The 20558-nt window shown below is 71.7% G+C and carries 18 protein-coding genes and 1 riboswitch; of the genes, 17 read left to right on the top strand and 1 reads right to left on the bottom strand.

Going from position 1 to position 20558, the window contains the following annotated elements; genetic code table 11:
* Nucleotides 1–39 precede the first annotated feature (39 nt).
* From ABZ934_RS02910 to ABZ934_RS02840, 15 genes are all read left to right on the top strand, one after another.
* Nucleotides 40–1593 carry a DUF5941 domain-containing protein gene (locus tag ABZ934_RS02910; protein ID WP_361307819.1) on the top strand — a complete coding sequence of 518 codons (1554 nt, stop codon included), beginning with the start codon at nt 40–42 and terminating at the stop codon, nt 1591–1593.
* Nucleotides 1590–2342, top strand: a complete 753-nt coding sequence (locus ABZ934_RS02905; RefSeq protein ID WP_361307817.1) for a phosphocholine cytidylyltransferase family protein — start codon at nt 1590–1592, stop codon at nt 2340–2342. Before ABZ934_RS02910 ends, ABZ934_RS02905 begins: the two co-directional genes overlap by 4 nt.
* Nucleotides 2330–3391, top strand: a complete 1062-nt coding sequence (locus tag ABZ934_RS02900) for an iron-containing alcohol dehydrogenase family protein (RefSeq protein WP_361307815.1) — start codon at nt 2330–2332, stop codon at nt 3389–3391. The genes ABZ934_RS02905 and ABZ934_RS02900 overlap by 13 nt, the downstream gene beginning before the upstream one ends.
* A complete protein-coding gene (locus tag ABZ934_RS02895) occupies nt 3369–4148 on the top strand; it encodes a CDP-alcohol phosphatidyltransferase family protein (RefSeq protein WP_361307813.1) in 780 nt (259 codons plus the stop codon). Before ABZ934_RS02900 ends, ABZ934_RS02895 begins: the two co-directional genes overlap by 23 nt.
* Complete coding sequence (locus tag ABZ934_RS02890) at nt 4145–5038, top strand: glycosyltransferase (protein WP_361307811.1); 894 nt, start codon at nt 4145–4147, stop codon at nt 5036–5038. Before ABZ934_RS02895 ends, ABZ934_RS02890 begins: the two co-directional genes overlap by 4 nt.
* A gap of 98 nt (nt 5039–5136) precedes the next feature.
* On the top strand, nt 5137–6066 hold the full coding sequence (locus ABZ934_RS02885) for an ABC transporter permease (RefSeq protein WP_361307809.1): 930 nt from the start codon (nt 5137–5139) through the stop codon (nt 6064–6066).
* Complete coding sequence (locus ABZ934_RS02880; RefSeq protein WP_361307807.1) at nt 6059–6841, top strand: ABC transporter ATP-binding protein; 783 nt, start codon at nt 6059–6061, stop codon at nt 6839–6841. Before ABZ934_RS02885 ends, ABZ934_RS02880 begins: the two co-directional genes overlap by 8 nt.
* Before the next feature lie 341 nt (nt 6842–7182).
* Nucleotides 7183–8130 (top strand): squalene synthase HpnC, encoded by a 948-nt coding sequence (gene hpnC / locus ABZ934_RS02875; RefSeq protein ID WP_361307805.1) that lies wholly within the window; start codon nt 7183–7185, stop codon nt 8128–8130.
* A 62-nt stretch (nt 8131–8192) separates the two neighbouring features.
* Nucleotides 8193–9113, top strand: a complete 921-nt coding sequence (gene hpnD, locus ABZ934_RS02870) for a presqualene diphosphate synthase HpnD (RefSeq protein WP_361308693.1) — start codon at nt 8193–8195, stop codon at nt 9111–9113.
* Between the two features lie 61 nt (nt 9114–9174).
* Complete coding sequence (gene hpnE / locus ABZ934_RS02865; RefSeq protein ID WP_361307803.1) at nt 9175–10548, top strand: hydroxysqualene dehydroxylase HpnE; 1374 nt, start codon at nt 9175–9177, stop codon at nt 10546–10548.
* Complete coding sequence (locus tag ABZ934_RS02860) at nt 10545–11711, top strand: polyprenyl synthetase family protein (protein ID WP_361307801.1); 1167 nt, start codon at nt 10545–10547, stop codon at nt 11709–11711. Before hpnE ends, ABZ934_RS02860 begins: the two co-directional genes overlap by 4 nt.
* Nucleotides 11712–11841: 130 nt before the next feature.
* On the top strand, nt 11842–14040 hold the full coding sequence (gene shc, locus ABZ934_RS02855; RefSeq protein ID WP_361307799.1) for a squalene--hopene cyclase: 2199 nt from the start codon (nt 11842–11844) through the stop codon (nt 14038–14040).
* Nucleotides 14037–14687, top strand: a complete 651-nt coding sequence (locus ABZ934_RS02850) for a 1-hydroxy-2-methyl-2-butenyl 4-diphosphate reductase (RefSeq protein WP_361307797.1) — start codon at nt 14037–14039, stop codon at nt 14685–14687. The genes shc and ABZ934_RS02850 overlap by 4 nt, the downstream gene beginning before the upstream one ends.
* A 5-nt stretch (nt 14688–14692) precedes the next feature.
* Nucleotides 14693–15724, top strand: coding sequence for an adenosyl-hopene transferase HpnH (gene hpnH, locus ABZ934_RS02845; protein ID WP_361307795.1), 1032 nt, complete (start codon nt 14693–14695; stop codon nt 15722–15724).
* Nucleotides 15721–17124: an aspartate aminotransferase family protein gene (locus ABZ934_RS02840; RefSeq protein ID WP_361307793.1), complete on the top strand. Its 1404-nt coding sequence runs from the start codon at nt 15721–15723 to the stop codon at nt 17122–17124. Before hpnH ends, ABZ934_RS02840 begins: the two co-directional genes overlap by 4 nt.
* Nucleotides 17125–17144: 20 nt before the next feature.
* On the opposite strand, the gene ABZ934_RS02835 is transcribed toward ABZ934_RS02840, so the two are convergent.
* The gene (locus tag ABZ934_RS02835; RefSeq protein ID WP_361307791.1) at nt 17145–17951 is read right to left on the bottom strand and encodes a tyrosine-protein phosphatase; all 807 of its coding nucleotides are present in this window, start codon (nt 17949–17951) and stop codon (nt 17145–17147) included.
* Nucleotides 17952–18308: 357 nt separating this feature from the next.
* A riboswitch (cyclic di-AMP (ydaO/yuaA leader) is annotated at nt 18309–18478 on the top strand.
* 4 nt (nt 18479–18482) lie between these two features.
* Here ABZ934_RS02835 and ABZ934_RS02830 point away from each other — a divergent pair.
* Together ABZ934_RS02830 and ABZ934_RS02825 are read left to right on the top strand one after the other, a co-directional pair.
* Nucleotides 18483–19472: a M23 family metallopeptidase gene (locus tag ABZ934_RS02830; protein WP_361307789.1), complete on the top strand. Its 990-nt coding sequence runs from the start codon at nt 18483–18485 to the stop codon at nt 19470–19472.
* Between the two features lie 162 nt (nt 19473–19634).
* Nucleotides 19635–20420 carry an SGNH/GDSL hydrolase family protein gene (locus ABZ934_RS02825; protein ID WP_361307787.1) on the top strand — a complete coding sequence of 262 codons (786 nt, stop codon included), beginning with the start codon at nt 19635–19637 and terminating at the stop codon, nt 20418–20420.
* Nucleotides 20421–20558: the final 138 nt, after the last annotated feature.

Genomic DNA, 20558 nt, shown 5'->3' with positions numbered 1-20558 from the left:
CGCCTCGCGCTCACCGACCCGCGCTTCGACGCCTGCGCCGTGACCGGCGCCTTCGCCGTCCAGCCGGGCGCCAGAGCCGCCCTCGACGCGGCCGCGGCCCTCGCGTCCGCCGGACCGGGCCCCTACGCGGACCGCCTCGCGGCCGCCGTCGAGGCCGCCGGGACCCCGGTCCAGCGCCCCGACCTCGGCACCCTCGTCGCCACGGTTCCCGCCACCGCGGCCGAGCGCGACACGGCCGTCGCCGCCGTCGCAGCCGTGGACGACGAAGCCGTGCGCCTGCGCACCGCCGTCAAGTCCCGCGACGGGTTCTTCACCACCTTCTTCATCAGCCCGTACTCGCGCTACATCGCCCGCTGGTGCGCGCGCCGCGGCCTGACCCCGAACCAGGTCACCACCGCCTCCCTGATCACCGCGCTCATAGCGGCGGCCTGCGCCGCCACGGGAGAACGCGGTGGGTACGTCGCGGCCGGGGTGCTGCTCCTCGTCTCCTTCGTCCTGGACTGCACCGACGGGCAGCTCGCCCGCTACTCGCTCCAGTACTCGACGATGGGCGCCTGGCTCGACGCGACCTTCGACCGGGCGAAGGAGTACGCCTTCTACGCGGGCCTCGCCCTCGGCGCAGCCCGCCACGGCGACGACGTGTGGGCCCTCGCGCTCGGCGCGATGATCCTCATGACCTGCCGGCACGTCGTCGACTTCGCCTTCAACGAGGCCAACCACGACGCCGCGGCCAACACGAGCCCGACGGCCGCGCTCTCCGACCGCCTCGACAGCGTCGGCTGGACGGTCTGGGTCCGACGGATGATCATCCTCCCGATCGGTGAGCGCTGGGCGATGATCGCCGTGCTGACCGCCACGACCAGCCCCAGGATCGTCTTCTACGCCCTCCTCGTCGGCTGCGCGTTCGGCGCGCTCTACACCACCGCAGGCCGCGTCCTGCGCTCGCTGACCCGCAAGGCCGACAGGACCGACCGCGCCGCCCGGGCGCTGGCCGACCTCGCCGACTCCGGCCCGCTCGCCGACCTCGTGGCCCGGTCCGTCGGCCGCAAGGCCCCCGGCGCCGGTCTCGCCGCCGCCGTGGTCGGCGCGGTCGCCCTGCTGTGGACAGCCTCGACCCAGCCCTTCGGCGCCCGCCAGACCGTGATCGCAGCCGTCATCTACACGGTGCTCGCAGGGGTGGCCGTCGCCCGCCCCCTCAAGGGCGCCCTCGACTGGCTCGTCCCGCCCGTCTTCCGGGCCGCCGAGTACACGACCGTGCTGATCCTCGCCGTCAAGGCGGACGTCCCCGGAGCGCTTCCGGCGGCATTCGGACTGGTAGCGGCGGTCGCCTACCATCACTACGACACGGTGTACCGCATCCGCGGTGGCACCGGCGCGCCCCCGCACTGGCTGGTGCGGACGACCGGCGGTCACGAAGGCCGGGTGCTCCTCACCGCCGTCCTGGCCGCCGTACTGGCGACGCGCGCCGCGGACTTCCCCGTCGCGCTCACGGCCCTGGCCGTGGCCGTGGCACTCGTGGTGCTCGTGGAGAGCATCCGCTTCTGGGTCTCCTCCGGGGCACCCGCCGTTCACGACGAAGGAGAACCAGCATGATCGGCCTTGTACTCGCTGCCGGTGCCGGACGCCGCCTGCGTCCCTACACCGACACCCTGCCCAAGGCCCTCGTGCCCGTCGGCCCCGAAGGCGACGAGGAGAGCCTCACCGTCCTCGACCTGACCCTGGGCAACTTCGCCGAGGTCGGGCTGACCGAGGTCGCCATCGTGGTCGGCTACCGCAAGGAAGCCGTGTACGAGCGCCGCGAGGCCCTGGAGGCCAAGTACGGCGTCAAGATCACACTGATCGACAACGACAAGGCCGAGGAGTGGAACAACGCCTACTCCCTGTGGTGCGCGCGTGACGTCCTCAAGCAGGGTGTGATCCTCGCCAACGGCGACACCGTCCACCCGGTCTCCGTCGAGCGGACCCTGCTGGCCGCCCGCGGCCACGGGCAGAAGATCATCCTCGCCCTCGACACGGTCAAGAACCTGGCCGACGAGGAGATGAAGGTCATCACGGCCGACGGCGAGGGCGTCCGGAAGATCACCAAGCTGATGGACCCGGCCACGGCCACGGGCGAGTACATCGGCGTCACCCTCATCGAGCCCGAGGCCGCCGAGGCGCTGGCCGAGGCCCTCAAGACCACCTTCGAGCGCGACCCCGACCTCTACTACGAGGACGGCTACCAGCAGCTCGTCAACGACGGTTTCACCATCGACGTGGCCCCCATCGGTGACGTCAAGTGGGTCGAGATCGACAACCACGACGACCTCGCCAAGGGCCGGACCATCGCATGCCAGTACTGACGCGGCTGATCCCCTCGCCCGTTGTCGTCGACATCAGCCGCGGGGCGATGGACGATCTGGCCGGCCTCCTGGCCGACCAGCGCATCTCCGCCTCCGGCAAGCTCGCCATCGCGATCAGCGGCGGTTCCGGCGTGGCGCTGCGCACCAAGCTGGAGCCCGTCCTGCCGCATGCCGACTGGTACTCGGTCGTGGACGGGACCATCGATTCCGCGGTCAAGCTGGCCGACGACATAAAGGGTCGCCGCTACGACGCCGTCGTGGGCCTGGGCGGCGGCAAGATCATCGACGTCGCCAAGTACGCCGCGGCGCGGGTCGGGCTGCCCATGGTGGCCGTCGCCACCAACCTCTCCCACGACGGCATCTGCTCCCCGGTGTCCATCCTGGACAACGACAACGGCCGCGGCTCCTACGGGGTGCCCACCCCGATCGCGATGGTCATCGACCTGGACGTGATCAAGGAGGCGCCCGTCCGGTTCATCCGCGCCGGCGTCGGCGACGTGATCTCCAACATCTCCGCCATCGCCGACTGGGAGCTGTCGCACCGGATCACCGGCGAGGCCGTCGACGGCCTCGCCGCCGCCATGGCGCGCACCGCCGGCGAGTCCGTGTTGCGCCACCCCGGGGACTGCGGCGACGACGAGTTCCTCACCGTGCTCTCCGAGGCCCTGGTCCTCTCCGGCATCGCCATGTCGATCAGCGGCGACAGCCGCCCGTCCTCCGGCGCCTGCCACGAGATCAGCCACGCCTTCGACCTGCTCTACCCCGGCCGCTCCGCGCTCCACGGCGAGCAGGTCGGCATCGGCGCCGCCTTCGCTATGCACCTGCGGGGGGCCGGGGAACAGTCCGGGCTCTTCGTGGAGGTGCTGCGCCGCCACGGCCTGCCGACCGTGCCCGAGGAGATCGGGTTCAGCGAGGACGAGTTCGTCGCGGCCGTCGAGTACGCCCCCCAGACCCGCCCGGGACGCTTCACCATCCTGGAGCACCTCAACCTGTCCGCCGCCGAGATCAGGGACGCTTACGCCGACTATGCCAAGACCATCCGTAGCTGAACTCCGGCCCGTCGTGCACCCGGCGGGCGTCAAGGACCGGCGCAGTGGCGAGCACTGGGGCGGTCGCCTCTACATGCGCGAGATCTCCCTGCGCATCACCCGCGTCCTGGTCACCACCAAGATCACGCCGAACCAGCTGACCTACGTGATGACCCTCGCCGGCGTCCTGGCCGCACCGGCCCTGCTGGTGCCGGGCGTCTGGGGCGCCGTCCTCGGCGTCGTCGCCGTCCAGCTGTACCTGCTCCTCGACTGCGTCGACGGGGAGGTGGCCCGCTGGAAGCAGCAGTTCTCGCTCTCCGGGGTCTACCTGGACCGGGTCGGCGCCTACCTCTGTGACGCGGCGGTCCTGGTCGGCTTCGGCCTGCGCGCCGCCGACCTGTGGGGGAGCGGACGGATCGACTGGCTGTGGGCCTTCCTCGGCACCCTCGCGGCGCTCGGGGCTATCCTGATCAAGGCCGAGACCGACCTGGTCGGGGTCGCCCGGCACCAGGGCGGCCTCCCGCCGGTGCAGGAGGCGGCCGCCGAGCCGCGCTCCGCCGGCGTGGCCCTGGCCCGCCGGGCCGCCGCCGCGCTGAAGTTCCACCGGCTCGTCCTCGGCATCGAGGCGTCCCTGCTGATCCTGCTGCTGGCCGTCCTGGACCAGGTTCGCGGCGACCTGTTCTACTCACGGCTCGGCGTCGCGGTGCTGGCCGGCATCGCCCTGCTGCAGACCGTGCTGCACCTGGTGTCGGTCCTCGCGTCGAGCAGGCTGCGGTGAGTGCCCCGATGCGGCTCGGCGCCGTCGTCATCACCATGGGCAACCGGCCCGACGAGCTCAAGGCGCTCCTCGACTCCGTGGCCCGGCAGGAGGGCGACCGCATCGAGGTCGTCGTCGTCGGCCAGGGGGTCGAGCTCCCCGGCCTCGCCGACCCGTCGGCGGGCGTGCGTACCGTCGAGCTGCCCGAGAACCTCGGCATCCCGGGCGGCCGCAACGTCGGCATCGAGGCCTTCGGCCCCGGCGGCCGAGACGTGGACGCCCTGCTCTTCCTGGACGACGACGGGCTGTTGGAGCGGACCGACACCGCCGAACTGTGCCGGCAGGCGTTCGCCGAGGACCCCCGGCTGGGGATCGTCAGCTTCCGGATCGCCGACCCGGACACGGGCGAGACGCAGCGCCGCCACGTACCGCGGCTGCGCGCCTCGGACCCCCTGCGCTCGTCCCGCGTGACGACCTTCCTGGGCGGCGCCAACGCCGTCCGCACCAAGGTCTTCGAGCAGGTCGGCGTCCTGCCGGGGGAGTTCTTCTACGCCCACGAGGAGACCGACCTGGCCTGGCGGGCGCTCGACGCCGGGTGGCTGATCGACTACCGCGCGGACATGGTGCTGCTGCACCCGACGACGGCCCCCTCCCGGCACGCCGTCTACCACCGTATGGTGGCCCGTAACCGTGTGTGGCTCGCCCGCCGCAACCTGCCCGTCCCCCTGGTGCCGGTGTACCTGGGCGTCTGGATGGCCCTCACCCTCGTGCGCAAGCCCTCCGCCCCGGCCCTCAAAGCCTGGTTCGGCGGGTTCAAGGAGGGCTGGACCGTTCCCTGCGGTCGCCGCCGCCCGATGAAGTGGCGTACGGTCTGGCGGTTGACCCGGCTGGGCCGACCACCTGTCATCTGACAAGCTCGGGTCTGGGAGCATGGGCCCGACCACCGGGCCCGCGCCCCAGGGTCCGATGCCCCCTTCTGCCGCATCTTGAAGACGGAAAGTTTCAACTTGTGAGTGACACAACCCACGACGGCGCCCTCGCCACGAGCAAGCCGCCGTCCGAAGACGCGGGGCTCACCCCCGCCGAGCTCGCCAGGAAGTACGGCCTGTCGGTCAGCGGCGCCCGGCCCAGCCTGGGCGGATACGTGCGCGAGCTCTGGGGGCGGCGCCACTTCATCATGGCTTTCTCCCGGGCGAAGCTCGTCGCGCAGTACAGCGAGGCGAAGCTCGGCCAGATCTGGCAGGTGGCGACCCCCCTGCTGAACGCCCTGGTGTACTACCTGATCTTCGGCCTGATCCTGAACGCGGGACGCGGCATGCCGAAGGGCGCGTACATCCCCTTCCTGGTGATCGGCATCTTCGTCTTCTCGTTCACCCAGAGCTCGCTGATGGCGGGCGTCAGGGCGATCCCGGGCAACCTCGGCCTGGTCCGCGCCCTGCACTTCCCGCGCGCCTCGCTGCCGATCTCCTTCTCGCTGCAGCAGCTCGGGCAACTGCTGTACTCGATGATCGTGGTGCTCGTCGTCGTGATCGCCTTCGGGAACCACCCGCGGCTGTCCTGGCTGCTGGTCATCCCGACGCTGGCGCTGCAGTTCGTCTTCAACACGGGTCTCGCGCTGATCTTCGGTCGAATGGGGTCCAAGACCCCCGACCTCGCGCAGCTCATGCCGTTCATCACCCGCACGTGGATGTACGCCTCGGGCGTCATGTTCTCGATCGGCGAGATGCTCAAGGGCAGGCCGCACTGGATCGCGGACGTGCTCCAGTGGAACCCCGCGGCGATCTACATGGACCTCATCCGCTTCGCGCTCATCGACAGTTACGGTCCGCACCACTTGCCGCCGCACGTCTGGGCCTTCGCCGTGGGCTGGGCCGTCGTCATCGGCGTGGGTGGTTTCGTGTACTTCTGGAAGGCTGAGGAGCGTTACGGCCGTGGCTGAGAACAACAGGGGCGAAGTCCCCACCGTCATCGCCGACGACGTCCACATCGTCTACCGCGTCAACACCGGCAGCGCCGGCAAGGGCAGCGCCACCGCGGCGCTCAGCAAGATCATGCGCCGCGGCAAGGGGGACTCCCCGGGCGTCCGTCGGGTGCACGCCGTACGCGGTGTCTCCTTCACCGCCTACCGCGGCGAGGCCATCGGCCTCATCGGCTCCAACGGTTCGGGGAAGTCGACGCTGCTGCGCGCCATCGCGGGCCTGCTGCCCTGCGAGTCCGGCCGGGTCTACACCGACGGCCAGCCGTCGCTGTTGGGCGTCAACGCGGCGCTGATGAACGACCTGACCGGCGAGCGCAACGTGGTGCTCGGCGGACTCGCGATGGGCATGACGCGCGAGCAGATCCAGGAGCGCTACGACGACATCGTGGACTTCTCGGGCATCAACGAGAAGGGCGACTTCATCTCCCTGCCGATGCGCACCTACTCGTCCGGCATGGCCGCGCGCCTGCGTTTCTCCATCGCCGCCGCGAAGGACCACGACGTGCTGATGATCGACGAGGCGTTGGCGACCGGTGACCGGAAGTTCCAGGTCCGTTCCGAGGCCCGCATCCGTGAGCTGCGCGAGAAGGCCGGCACGGTCTTCCTGGTGAGCCACAACAACAAGTCCATCCGCGATACCTGTGACCGGGTGCTGTGGCTGGAGAAGGGTGAACTCCTGATGGACGGGCCCACCGAAGAAGTCGTCTCGGCGTACGAGAAGGCCACCAGCCACTGACGGCGCACCCCGTGTGACGGCCTCGGGCCCCTGCCGTTCCGCGCGGTGGGGGCCTCGGCGTGAGGCGTGTATTCCGGTCCTCGACATTTCCTCTCGGACGAATACCCGATAGGCCCTCGCGGCGTTGTACAGCGTAAGCTGGACCGGTTCTCCAATCGCGCCAAGAGGGGACGTTTCCCCGCAGTCGAAAAAGCCGGGGGTACCCCCGGGTAAAGTCCGGCGGCGTGTCCGAAATAGGATGACTTGGGTCGGCAGTGTAGAACGGGAGATGTGACGGCAATGGCTATGGGAATTCTCCGGCCCACAGGGACGGCGGCCGTCCCCGCCCCGGGCGGCGGGCGGTGACCCCGGGGCACGGCACCCGACCCGGGCGGCACACGGCCCCCACAGCCTCCGAGGCCCACGCGCGCGCCACCCTCGGCAAGGCCCGGACGGAGAACTTCCCCGTCGCCCCCGCCTTCCTCCCGCGCGCCTGGCGCACGGGCCTGATGGCGGTCTACGGGTACGCCCGGCTGGTCGACGACATCGGCGACGGGGACCTCGCCCCCGGCGGACGCGACGCCGTACTGCTGGGTCTCGACCCGGCCGCCACCGACGACCGGCTCGCCATGCTCGACGCCTTCGAAGCCGACCTCAAGCGCGTCTTCGGCGCCGCCGACGGCCCCCCGCGCCACCCGCTGCTCCAGGCCCTCCAGCCCGTGGTCAGCGCCCACGGCCTCACGCCCGAACCCTTCCTCGGGCTCATCGAGGCCAACCGCCAGGACCAGCGGGTCGCGCGCTACGACACGTACGAGGACCTCGTCGCGTACTGCGAGCTGTCCGCCAACCCGGTCGGCCGGCTCGTCCTCTCCCTCACCGGGACCAGCACCCCCGAGCGGGTCCGCCACTCCGACGCGATCTGCACCGCCCTGCAGATCGCCGAGCACCTCCAGGACGTCACCGAAGACCTCGGCCGCGACCGGATCTACCTCCCCGGCCGGGACATGCGCCGCTTCCACGTCGAGGAGACCGACCTTAAGGCGCCCACCGCCGGAGCGTCCGTACGCTCCCTGATCGCATTCGAAACCGAACGCGCCCGCGCGCTGTTGGACGAGGGCACCCCGCTCGTGGGCAGCGTGCGCGGCAGGCTCCGGCTGCTGCTCGCGGGTTTCGTGGGAGGGGGGCGTGCCGCCCTGAACGCCATCGCGGCCGCCGGCTTCGACGTAGCCCCCGGCCCGCCCAAGCCCACCAGGAGCGGCCTGCTCCGCGAGGTGGCCGCCGTCCTGCGCACAGCGCCGAGAAAGGGGTGAGCCCGAACGTGGAGGGCCCCACACACGCGTCCGCACCGTCCGCACCGTCCGCACCGACCGTGCTGTCCGCACCGATTTCCGCGGCCTACAGCTACTGCGAGGCCGTCACCGGCGCCCAGGCGCGCAACTTCGCGTACGGCATCCGCCTGCTGCCCACGGACAAGCGGCAGGCGATGTCCGCGCTGTACGCCTTCTCCCGCCGCGTCGACGACATCGGTGACGGCACGCTGCCCGCCGACGCCAAGCTCGCCCGGCTGGAAGAGACCCGCGCCCTGCTCGGGCGGATCCGCGCCGAGGCGATCGACGAGGACGACACCGACCCGGTCGCCGTCGCCCTCGCCCACGCCGCCCGGCGCTTCCCGATCCCCCTCGGCGGCCTCGACGAACTCATCGACGGGGTCCTGATGGACGTCCGCGGCCAGACCTACGAGACCTGGGACGACCTCAAGGTCTACTGCCGCTGCGTGGCCGGCGCCATCGGACGGCTCTCCCTCGGCGTGTTCGGCACGGCCCCCGGCGCCGCCGACGCGGCCCGGGCCCCCGAGTACGCCGACACCCTCGGCCTCGCGCTGCAACTCACCAACATCCTCCGCGACGTTCGCGAGGACGCCGGCAGCGGACGCACCTACCTGCCCGCCGAGGACCTCGCCAAGTTCGGCTGCTCCGACGGTTTCCACGCCGACCGGGCACCCGCCGGCGCCGACTTCGCCGGACTCGTCCACCACGAAGTCCGCCGCGCCCGCGCCCTGTTCGTCGAGGGGTACCGGCTGCTGCCCATGCTCGACCGGCGCAGCGGCGCCTGTGTCGCCGCCATGGCCGGCATCTACCGGCGCCTCCTGGACCGCATCGAACGCGAACCCGAGGCCGTCCTGCGCGGACGGGTCTCGCTGCCGACCCATGAGAAGGCCTACGTCGCCGTCCGCGGCCTCTCCGGCCTCGACGCGCGGACCATCTCCCGCCAGAGCACCAGGAGGCGGACCTGATGGCCGCCGGAGCAACCCCCTGCGACGCCCCGGCGTCCTTCGGGGCGACAAGGGAGCGCGCATGACCTCGAACCACGCGGTGGTCATCGGCGGTGGCCTCGCGGGGGTCACCGCCGCCCTCGAACTCGCCGACGCCGGACTGCGGGTGACCCTCCTGGAGAGCCGGCCCCGCCTCGGCGGCCTCGCCTTCTCCTTCAAACGCGGCGACCTCACCGTCGACAACGGCCAGCACGTCTACCTCCGCTGCTGCACCGCGTACCGCTGGTTCCTCGACCGGGTCGGCGGCGCCGCCCTCGCGCCGCTGCAGGAGCGACTCGACGTCCCCGTGCTCGACGTCGCCCACCCCGGGGGCCCGCGCCTGGGCCGACTGCGCCGCAGCGCCCTGCCCGTACCCCTGCACCTCGCCTCGTCCCTGGCGCGCTACCCGCACCTGTCCCTCGCCGAACGGGCGTCCGTCGGGCGCGCCGCCCTCGCGCTGCGCCGCCTCGACCCCGCCGACCCGGCGCTGGACGGCCTGGACTTCGCGACCTGGCTGGGCCGCTACGGCCAGTCGCCGCGCGCCATCGAGGCGTTGTGGGACCTCGTCGGCATCGCCACCCTCAACGCCACCGCCGACCAGTCCTCGCTGGGCCTGGCCGCCATGGTCTTCAAGACCGGCCTGCTCTCGGAGAACGGCGCCGCCGACATCGGTTGGGCCAAGGTCCCGCTGGGCGAGCTGCACGACACCCTCGCCCGCAAGCAACTCGACGCCGCCGGAGTACGCACCGAACTGCGCGCCCGGGTCACCGACATCACCCGCTCCGAGGACGGGAACTGGCGGGTGGACACCGAGACCGAGACCCTGGACGCCGCCACGGTCGTCCTCGCCGTCCCGCAGCGCGAGGCCCACGGCCTGCTTCCGCCCGGCGCCCTGGCCGACCCCGACAAGCTCCTCGACATCGGCACCGCCCCCATCCTCAACGTCCACGTCGTCTACGACCGCAAAGTGCTCAAGCGGCCCTTCTTCGCCGCGCTCGGCTCCCCGGTCCAGTGGGTCTTCGACCGCACCGACGCCTCCGGACTCACCGACGGCGGCCAGTACCTGGCCCTGTCCCAGTCCGTCGCCCAGCAGGACATCGACGAGCCCGTCTCCGTCCTGCGGACCAAGTACCTGCCCGAACTGGAACGGCTGCTGCCGGCCGCACGCGGCGCCAAGGTGAAGGACTTCTTCGTCACCCGGGAACGCACCGCCACCTTCGCCCCCACCCCCGGCGTCGGCCGGCTGCGCCCCGGCTTCCGGACCGACACGCCGGGGCTGTTTCTCGCCGGTGCGTGGACCGCCACCGGTTGGCCCGCGACCATGGAGAGCGCCGTCCGCAGCGGACTGGGCGCGGCACACGCCGCACTCGCCGCGCTCGGCCGCCACCGCGAACACCCCCTGCAAGAGGCGGCATGACCACCACCAGCACCAGCGGCACACCCGCTCCACGCTCAGCAGCACGTACAGGAACCAGAGGAGAGCCAGTGAACCCGGGGAATCCGGCTGTCGAGAACACCGGCGGCAGTGTGGGCGCGGCCGGTGGAGAGGCAGCGGACACGCTCGCCCTCCTGGAACGCGGCCGCACGCTGTCCACCCCCGTGCTCCGCGCCGCCGTGGACCGGCTCGCGGCGCCCATGGACACCGTCGCCGCCTACCACTTCGGCTGGATCGACGCGCAGGGCAACCCCGCCGACGGCGACCAGGGCAAGGCCGTGCGCCCCGCCCTCGCGCTGCTCTCCGCCGAAGCCGCGGGCGTCGCGGCCGAAGTCGGCATCCCCGGCGCCGTCGCCGTCGAACTCGTCCACAACTTCTCCCTGCTGCACGACGACCTGATGGACGGCGACGAGCAGCGTCGCCACCGCGACACGGTGTGGAAGGTGCACGGACCGGCGCAGGCCATCCTCGTCGGCGACGCGCTCTTCGCCCTCGCCAACGAGGTCCTGCTGGAGCTGGGCACCGTCGAGGCGGGCCGCGCGGCGCGCCGACTGACCACCGCCACCCGCAAGCTCATCGACGGGCAGGCGCAGGACATCTCCTACGAGCACCGCGAGCGCGTCAGCGTCGAGGAGTGCCTGGAGATGGAGGGCAACAAGACCGGCGCCCTGCTCGCCTGCGCGGTCTCCATCGGCGCCGTCCTCGGCGGCGCGGACGACCGGACCGCCGACAAGCTGGAGGAGTACGGGTACCACCTCGGCCTCGCCTTCCAGGCCGTCGACGACCTCCTCGGTATCTGGGGCGACCCGGAGGCCACCGGCAAGCAGACCTGGAGCGACCTGCGCCAGCGCAAGAAGTCCCTGCCGGTCGTCGCCGCCCTCGCGGCGGGCGGACCCGCCTGCGAGGAACTGGCCCGGCTGCTGGCCGCCGACGCCAAGAGCAACGACTTCGAGAACTTCTCGGAAGAGGAGTTCGCCGCCCGAGCCGCCCTCATCGAGGAGGCCGGCGGACGCCTGTGGACCGCCGACGAGGCCCGCCGCCAGCACACGGTGGCGATCCGCGCGCTGGACGACGTCGACATGCCGCAGCGGGTGCGCGACCAACTCGTCGCCCTCGCCGACTTCGTCGTCGTGCGCAAGAGGTGATTATCGCCTGGGCGCGGATATGAATCATGAGTCGCCGGCCGGCGCCGCCCACCCACTCGGCACCGCCTAGGCGTGCACCGGCCGACGGCAGACCCCAGCACAGCAGAGACCACTGCACGAAGGGGAAGCCATGACAGCGACGACCGACGGCGGCGGAACCCCGGGCGCGGGGCCCGCGCGCGAGCCGGCCGCCACCCCGGGCCCGTTGCCCGGGGTCCGGGACGCCACCGAGCGCGCCACCCGCCACCTGCTCGACTTGCAGGACCCGGCCGGCTGGTGGAAGGGCGACCTGGAGACCAACGTCACCATGGACGCCGAGGACCTGCTGCTGCGGCAGTTCCTAGGCATCCGGGACGAGGCCACCACGCGGGCCGCCGCCCAATTCATCCGGGGCGGGCAACGCGAGGACGGCACCTGGGCCACCTTCCACGGCGGACCGCCCGAACTCTCCGCCACCGTCGAGGCGTACGTGGCGCTGCGACTCGCCGGGGACCCGCCCGACGCCCCCCACATGGCGCGCGCCTCCGCCTGGATCCGGGCCCACGGGGGGATCGCCGCCGCCCGGGTCTTCACCCGGATCTGGCTGGCCCTGTTCGGCTGGTGGAAGTGGGACCACCTGCCCGAACTCCCGCCGGAACTGATCTTCCTGCCCCCCTGGGTGCCCCTCAACATCTACGACTTCGGCTGCTGGGCCCGCCAGACCATCGTCCCGCTCACCGTGGTCTCCGCCCTGCGCCCGGTCCGTCCGGCGCCGTTCGCGCTGGACGAGCTGCACACCGACGCGCGCCACCCGAATCCGGTCAAACCCATGGCCCCGGTGACGAGTTGGGACGGGGCCTTCCAGCGCATGGACAAGGCCCTGCACCTCTACCGGCGCTTCGCCCCGCGCCGGCTGCGCAAGGCCGCCATGAACACCGCCGCCCGTTGGATCATCGAGCGCCAGGAGAACGACGGCTGCTGGGGCGGGATCCAGCCGCCGGCCGTCTACTCCGTCATCGCGCTGCACCTGCTCGGGTACGACCTCGGCCACCCCGTGATGCGGGCCGGCCTGGAATCCCTCGACCGGTTCGCCGTCTGGCGCGAGGACGGCTCGCGGATGATCGAGGCGTGCCAGTCGCCGGTCTGGGACACCTGCCTCGCCGCCATCGCCCTGGCCGACGCGGGAGTCCCGGCCGACCACCCGGCGCTCCTCAAGGCCGCGGACTGGATGCTCGGGGAGGAGATCACCCGGAGCGGCGACTGGGCCGTGCGACGGCCCGGACTCGCCCCCGGGGGCTGGGCGTTCGAGTTCCACAACGACACCTACCCCGACATCGACGACACCGCCGAGGTGGTCCTGGCCCTGCGCCGGATCGCCCACCCCGAACCGGCGAGGGTCGAGGCCGCCATCGCCCGCGGGGTGTCCTGGAACCTCGGTATGCAGTCGAGGAACGGTGCTTGGGGCGCCTTCGACGCCGACAACACCAGCCCGTACCCCAACCGGCTCCCCTTCTGTGACTTCGGCGAGGTCATCGACCCTCCCTCGGCCGACGTGACCGCCCACGTCGTCGAGATGCTGGCCGTCGAGGGCAAGGCGGGCGACCCCCGGACCCGGCGCGGCATCAACTGGCTGCTGGCCGAACAGGAGCCCAGCGGCGCCTGGTTCGGACGCTGGGGCACCAACTACGTCTACGGCACCGGCTCGGTGGTCCCGGCCCTCACCGCCGCGGGAATGCCCACCCGACACCCCGCGATCCGACGGGCCGTGGCCTGGCTGGAGTCCGTACAGAACGCGGACGGGGGGTGGGGGGAGGACCAGCGGTCCTACAAGGACCCGGCCTGGGCGGGGAAGGGAGCGTCCACCCCCTCCCAGACCGCCTGGGCGCTCATGGCCCTGCTGTCGGCCGGCGAACGCGAGGGCAAGGCCGTGGAACGCGGCATCGCCCACCTCGTGCACACCCAGCGCGAGGACGGCTCCTGGGACGAGCCGTACTTCACCGGCACCGGCTTCCCCTGGGACTTCTCCATCAACTACCACCTGTACCGGCAGGTGTTCCCGCTGACCGCGCTCGGCCGCTACCTGTACGGGGAACCGTTCGGCCCCGACGGCAGGACGCGGCCCCTGGCCGGGGCCACGGTGCGCCCCGCCCGTCAGGCCACGGCGCGGCTCACCGGTCAGACGACGGTGCCCACCGGTCAGGCCACAGTGCGGCCCACGAACGAGACCCCGGTCGGGCCCGCGCGCGAGGTCCCCGCTCGCCCCGCGCACGAGACCGCGGCGACGTCCGCGGGCGAGGCCGTGGCGGACCCCGTGCGCGAGGCCACGGCGATCCTGGCGGAGGAGACGTGACGGGCGACCGCGCCGCCCCCTCCGGCGTACCGCTGCTGATCGCCTGCGCCCTGCGCATCGAACGGCTGGCCCTGCGCAGCGGTGGCGACCGCGGCTCGCCGCGCGCGTACGCCGTCCTGCGCACCGGCATGGGCCCGCGCGCCGCCGACCGCGCCGTCACCCGGGCACTCGCCCCGACCGGCATGGCCGGCGCCGCCGTCCTCGCCACCGGCTTCTGCGCCGGCCTCGCCCCCGGCATGAACCCGGGGGACCTGGTCGTCGCCGAGGAGGCCCGGGACCCCCGCGGCACCGTCGTCTGCGACGGCGCCCCCCTGCTCGCCGAGGCACTGGCCCGGGCCCTTCCCGGCCGGACCGTGCACACCGGCGCACTGACCGGATCCGACCACGTCGTACGGGGCCAGGAGCGCGCCCAGCTGCGCGCCACCGGCGCCATCGCCGTCGACATGGAATCCGCGGCCACCCTGTGGACCGCCACCAGCGGCGCGAGCCGTCCGGTTGCGGCCGTCCGGGTGATCGTGGACGCTCCGGAGCATGAGCTCGTCCGAATCGGCACGGTTCGCGGAGGAATATCGGCCTTCCGCGTGTTGCGTGCCGTACTGCCCGCGTTTTATGACTGGCACCGTTCTTTGCCGCTCCCCAGGAGGTGAGCCAGATGGCCATGCCGTTGCGACAGTCCATCAGGGTCGGGACCTATCTTCTCGAACAGAAGCTCCGCAAGCGTGAGAAGTTCCCGCTGATCGTCGAGCTCGAACCGCTCTACGCCTGCAACCTGGCCTGCGAGGGCTGCGGGAAGATCCAGCACCCGGCGGGGGTGCTCAAGCAGCGCATGCCCGTCGCCCAGGCCGTCGGCGCCGTGCTGGAGTCCGGGGCCCCCATGGTGTCCATCGCCGGTGGCGAGCCCCTGATGCACCCCCAGATCCACGAGATCGTGCGCCAGTTGGTGGCCCGCAGGAAGTACGTCTTCCTCTGCACCAACGCGATGCTGCTCCGCAAGAAGATCGAGAACTTCACCCCCTCCCCGTACTTCGCCTTCGCCGTGCACATCGACGGGCTGCGCGAGCGGCACGACGAGTCCGTGGCCAAGGAAGGCGTCTTCGACGAGGCGGTGGCCGCCATCAAGGAGGCCAAGAGGCGTGGCTTCCGGGTCACCACGAACTCCACCTTCTTCAACACCGACACCCCGCAGACGATCATCGAGGTGCTGAACTACCTCAACGACGACCTCAAGGTCGACGAAATGATGATCTCGCCCGCCTACGCCTACGAAAAGGCCCCCGACCAGGAACACTTCCTGGGCGTCGAACAGACCAGGGAACTCTTCAAGAAGGCATTCGCCGGCGGCAACCGGCGACGCTGGCGGCTCAACCACTCCCCGCTCTTCCTGGACTTCCTGGAAGGCAAGGTCGATTTCCCCTGCACCGCCTGGGCCATTCCGAATTACTCCCTCTTCGGCTGGCAGCGCCCCTGCTACCTGATGAGCGACGGATACGTCCCGACGTACCGGGAACTGATCAACGACACCGACTGGAGCAAGTACGGCCGCGGAAAGGACCCGCGCTGCGCGAACTGCATGGCGCACTGCGGGTACGAGCCGACCGCCGTCCTCGCCACGATGGGCTCCCTCAAGGAGTCCCTCCGCGCGGCCAGGGAGACGATCGGCGGCAACCGCGGCACGTCGGCATGACGTCCGCGACCGGAGGGGGCAAGGGCTTCGACCTCGGGGCCCTGCTCGCGGAACGCGGTGCCGAGCGGTACGAGCTGCACGCCCGGCACCTCAACCACCAGCTGCCCCGGATGCTGCGCACCATCGGCTTCGACAAGGTCTACGAGCGGGCCGAAGGCGCCCACTTCTGGGACGCCGAGGGCAACGACTACCTCGACATGCTCGCCGGGTTCGGCGTGATGGGCCTCGGCCGGCACCACCCGGTGGTCCGCCGGGCGCTGCACGACGTCCTGGACGCCCAGCTCGCCGACCTCACGCGCTTCGACTGCCAGCCCCTGCCCGGCCTGCTCGCCGAGAAGCTGCTCTCGCACAGCCCCCACCTGGACCGGGTCTTCTTCGGCAACAGCGGCACCGAAGCGGTGGAGACGGCCCTCAAGTTCGCCCGGTACGCCACCGGACGCCCCAGGGTCCTCTACTGCGACCACGCGTTCCACGGCCTGACCACCGGCTCCCTCTCGGTCAACGGGGAGGGCGGCTTCCGCGACGGCTTCGCGCCCCTCCTCCCCGACACGAAGATCGCGCTCGGCGACCTGGCCGCGCTGGAGCGGGAACTGGAACGCGGCGACGTGGCCGCGTTCGTCGTGGAACCCATCCAGGGCAAGGGGGTCCTCGCGCCCCCACCCGGTTTCCTGCTCGCCGCGCAGGACCTGTTGCGCCGCCACAAGGCGTTGCTGATCGCCGACGAGGTGCAGACCGGCCTCGGACGTACCGGTGACTTCTACGCGTACCAGAACGAACCGGGGGTGGAACCCGACCTGGTGTGCGTGGCCAAGGCGCTCTCCGGGGGCTACGTACCGGTCGGGGCGACCCTCGGCAAGGACTGGATCTTCAAGAAGGTCTACTCCTCCATGGACCGGGTGCTGGTGCACTCCGCCAGCTTCGGGTCCAACGCCCAGGCGATGGCGGCCGGACTGGCCGTGCTCAGTGTCATGGAGGACGAGGGGATCGTGGCCCGTGCCCGGGCGACGGGCGACCTGCTGCGCGGCCGGCTCGCGGCGCTGGTGGACGAGTACGAGCTGCTGCACGAGGTGCGCGGCCGCGGGCTGATGATCGGCATCGAGTTCGGCCGGCCCTCCTCGCTCGGGCTGCGCAGCCGTTGGACGATGCTCCAGGCGGCCCGCAAGGGGCTCTTCGCGCAGATGGTCGTGGTGCCGCTGCTCCAGAAGCACCGGATCCTCACGCAGGTCTCCGGGGACCACCTGGAGGTCATCAAACTGATCCCGCCGCTGATCATCGACGAGCAGGACGTGGACCGGTTCGTCGGCGCCTTCCGCGAGGTCATGGACGAGGCGCACGGCGGGGGGGCCCTGATGTGGGACTTCGGCAGGACGCTGGTGAAGCAGGCCGTCGGCAACCGCTGACGACCCGCCCGGGAGTCGCTTCAGTCGAGGAGCCGGTCCCTGAGCCGGCCGAGGGTCGCGGACGTGAGTCCGAGTCCCTCGGCCAGGTAGGGCACCACCCCGCCCCAGGTCTCGTCGATCGTCTCGAAGGCCGCGGTCACGAACTCGGCGCGGGCGTCGAACAGCGGAGCCAGCAGCTCCATCACCTCGGGGGAGCGCGCGTCGGCGGAGTCGTCGCTGCGGCGCACCCGGTAGCGGTTGTGCGGGGCGTTCGACTCCAGGTAGTCCGCCACGATCGCCTCGCGCTCCACGCCGAGGGCGAGGAGCGTGACGGCGATCGACAGTCCCGCCCGGTCCTTGCCGGCCGCGCAGTGCATCAGGGCGGGGACGCTGTCCTCGGCGAGCGCGTGTACGACCCGGCTGTGCTCGGCCGTCCGATCCCTGATGATCGCCCGGTACGAGGTCCTCATCCGGGCGGCGGCCCTTCCCTCGCCCAGGAGACCCCGGAGCTGCCCCAGATCTCCGTCGCGGACCATTTTCCAAAACTCCCGGCCGTCCGCCGGGTCCGTCAGCGGAATGTTCACGTTCCGGACACCGGGCAGATCGACGTCCGGTCCTTCCAGCGCGTGGTCGGCCCCGTTGCGGAAGTCGAAAACGGTGTGGAGGCCGAGCGAGGACAGGAATTCCACGTCGTTTTCGGTGGCATGCGCCAGATGTCCGCTTCGGAAGAGAAGTCCCGACCTGACCCTTCGTCCGTCGGTGGTCGGCAGCCCGCCCACGTCACGGAAATTGCGCACTCCGGACAGTTCGGGCCCGGTGGGTGGGTCGGCGGCTATCTGCTGGGTCACGGGTCGGGTCCTCCGCATTCGTCGTGGGCTCGCGGCCGGGGTGTGGCCGCGACCGTCGGGCCGACGCCACGCTGTCCGAATTAAGCCGGTTGAGAACAACTTGCCGTATCCGGGGGCGAGATCGCGCCGGATCCCGTGAGCCAGATCATACGGTGACCGAGCGTGCCTGATCGCGAAACCCGAATTCCCTTGTCCAGGCGGTCGTTGAGGGGCCGGAATGGACGGAGGGTGACGGGAATTCAGTCGCCCTCCCAAATCTGCTATTGCGTCAGGGAATTCATGGCTTGTTGTGTGTGCCCCCACTCGATTACCTTCGCGATCGATCCGGGTGGACCGCCGAATCCTGCCGCCGCCCGGGAACCGCACCCGACTATTCACGCGCGCGGCAGGAGCGGGGGAACCAGGTAAGCCGCTGTTCCGGATCTTCCCGCCGGAACGGCTCGGGGTGAAGTCGTACACCGCTGCGTACGGCCGGACATCTCCAGTCCGAACCCGACAGCTCACCTCGCAGGCGACGGAGAGGAATTCGTCATGCCCGCACACGGCAAGCACCGCCGCCCTAAGTCCCGTGCCATGTCCCGCGGACTGGCCGCCGCCGGCACCGGTGGCGCCGCCCTGGCGCTCCCGCTGATGGGCGCCGCCGGCGCCCACGCCGCCCCGGCCGCCGCCCCCGCCGCACTGCCCGTCCAGGCCCCACTGCTCCCGGTTTCCCACCAGGCCGCGCCCGCCTCGGCCCCGGCGACCGCCCCCGGCGTCTACACCGTCGTCCCCGGCGACTACCTTTCGAAGATCGCCGCCGAACGCCACCTCTCCGGCGGCTGGGAGCGGCTGTACGCCGACAACCGCGAGGCCGTCGGCGCGGATCCCTCCCTGATCCACCCGGGCCTCAAGCTGACCCTCGGCGCCCGCGCGGACCATGACGGACACGGCGACCGCACCTCTGCCAAGACGGCCTCCCGGGACTCCGGCGCGGCTTCGGCCCCGGCCTCCCCCGACCGCTCCTCCGCCAAGGCTCAGGCACCCTCCGAGTCCGGCTCCGGCAGCGGTTCCGCCGAGGCGCAGCAGGCCGCACCGTCCGCGCAGGGCTCCGGCTCCTCCACCGGCGCGGTCTCGGCGTCCGGATTCGTCGCCCCGGTCGACGGCGGGACCTCCACCCCGTACAAGCAGGCGGGCAGCATGTGGTCTTCCGGTTATCACACCGGCGTCGACTTCATCGCGAGCACCGGCACCACCGTCAAGGCGGTCGGCGCCGGCACCGTCGTCACGGCCGGCTGGGGCGGCGCGTACGGCAACGAGGTCGTGATCCGGCACGCCGACGGCAAGTACTCCCAGTACGGCCACCTCTCGCAGATCTCCGTCTCGGTCGGCCAGAGCGTCACCGCCGGACAGCGCATCGGACTCTCCGGCGCCACCGGCAACGTGACCGGCCCGCACCTCCACTTCGAGGTCCGCACCGGCCCGGCGTACGGCTCCGACATCGACCCGCTGGCGTACCTGCGCTCCAAGGGCGTCACCATCTGACGCGCCAGAGCGTGAGCCCGCAGACGCGTGAGGCCGGGACCCCGGGAGGGTTCCGGCCTCACGCGTTTCTTATTCCTCATGTGCATCGTGGCGTAGATCACGGTCCGTCAAACCCTGCTTACGTTGGCGTAGGTCGCCCGTGGGGGTGAAGGATGTGGTGCTGTGGCAGCGACGACGACGACACTCAAGACCATCGGCTCGTACGCGGCGATCGGGGACAGCTTCACCGAGGGCGTGGGGGACCCGGGACCCGGGGATTCGTACCTCGGCTGGGCGGACCGGCTGGCCGTACTCCTGGCCGACCAGCGGGAAGAACACGATTTCCGGTACGCGAACCTGGCCGTCCGGGGGAAGCTCCTCGACCAGATCGTGGCCGTGCAGGTGCCGAGGGCGAAGGCCCTCGCGCCCGACCTCGTCACCTTCTGCGCGGGGGGCAACGACATCATCCGTCCGGGAACCGACCCGGACGACGTGGCGGAGCGCTTCGAGGCGGCCGTCGCCGACCTCGCCGGTTCCGTGGGCCGCGTCATGATCACGACCGGCTTCGACACCCGGGGCGTGCCGGTCCTCAAGCACCTCCGGGGCAAGGTGGCGACGTACAGCGCGCACGTGCGCGCCATCGCCGACCGGTACGACTGCCCGGTGCTCGACCTCTGGTCCCTCAAGTCCGTGCAGGACAGGCGGGCGTGGGACGCCGACCGGCTGCACCTCTCGCCCGAGGGGCACACCCGGGTGGCGCTGCGCGCGGCCCAGGTCCTCGGCCTGGACGTGCCGGCCGACCCCGACCAGCCGTGGCCGCCGGAGCGGCCGCGCGGCTCGGTGGACGTGACACGGGACAACATCCAGTGGGCGCGCGAGCACCTGGTGCCCTGGATCGGACGGCGGCTGCGCGGCGAGTCCTCCGGGGACCACGTCGAGGCGAAGCGGCCGGACCTGCTGCCGCTGTAGGGCGTACGCGCCGACGGGGGCGGCGGGGTCGGGGTGGCGGGGGTCGGGATGGCGGGTCGGCGCAAGGGGGGCCGGGGCGGCGGCGGGGCGGGCGGGACCGGAGTATCGCGACACGCCGGGGGCCGCGAGCGGAATCCT

The sequence above is a fragment of the Streptomyces sp. NPDC046557 genome (assembly GCF_040645975.1).
Taxonomy (GTDB): domain Bacteria; phylum Actinomycetota; class Actinomycetes; order Streptomycetales; family Streptomycetaceae; genus Streptomyces.
The sequence above is the reverse complement of the archived record's forward strand: the minus strand, read 5'-3'. Positions and strand labels throughout refer to the sequence as shown.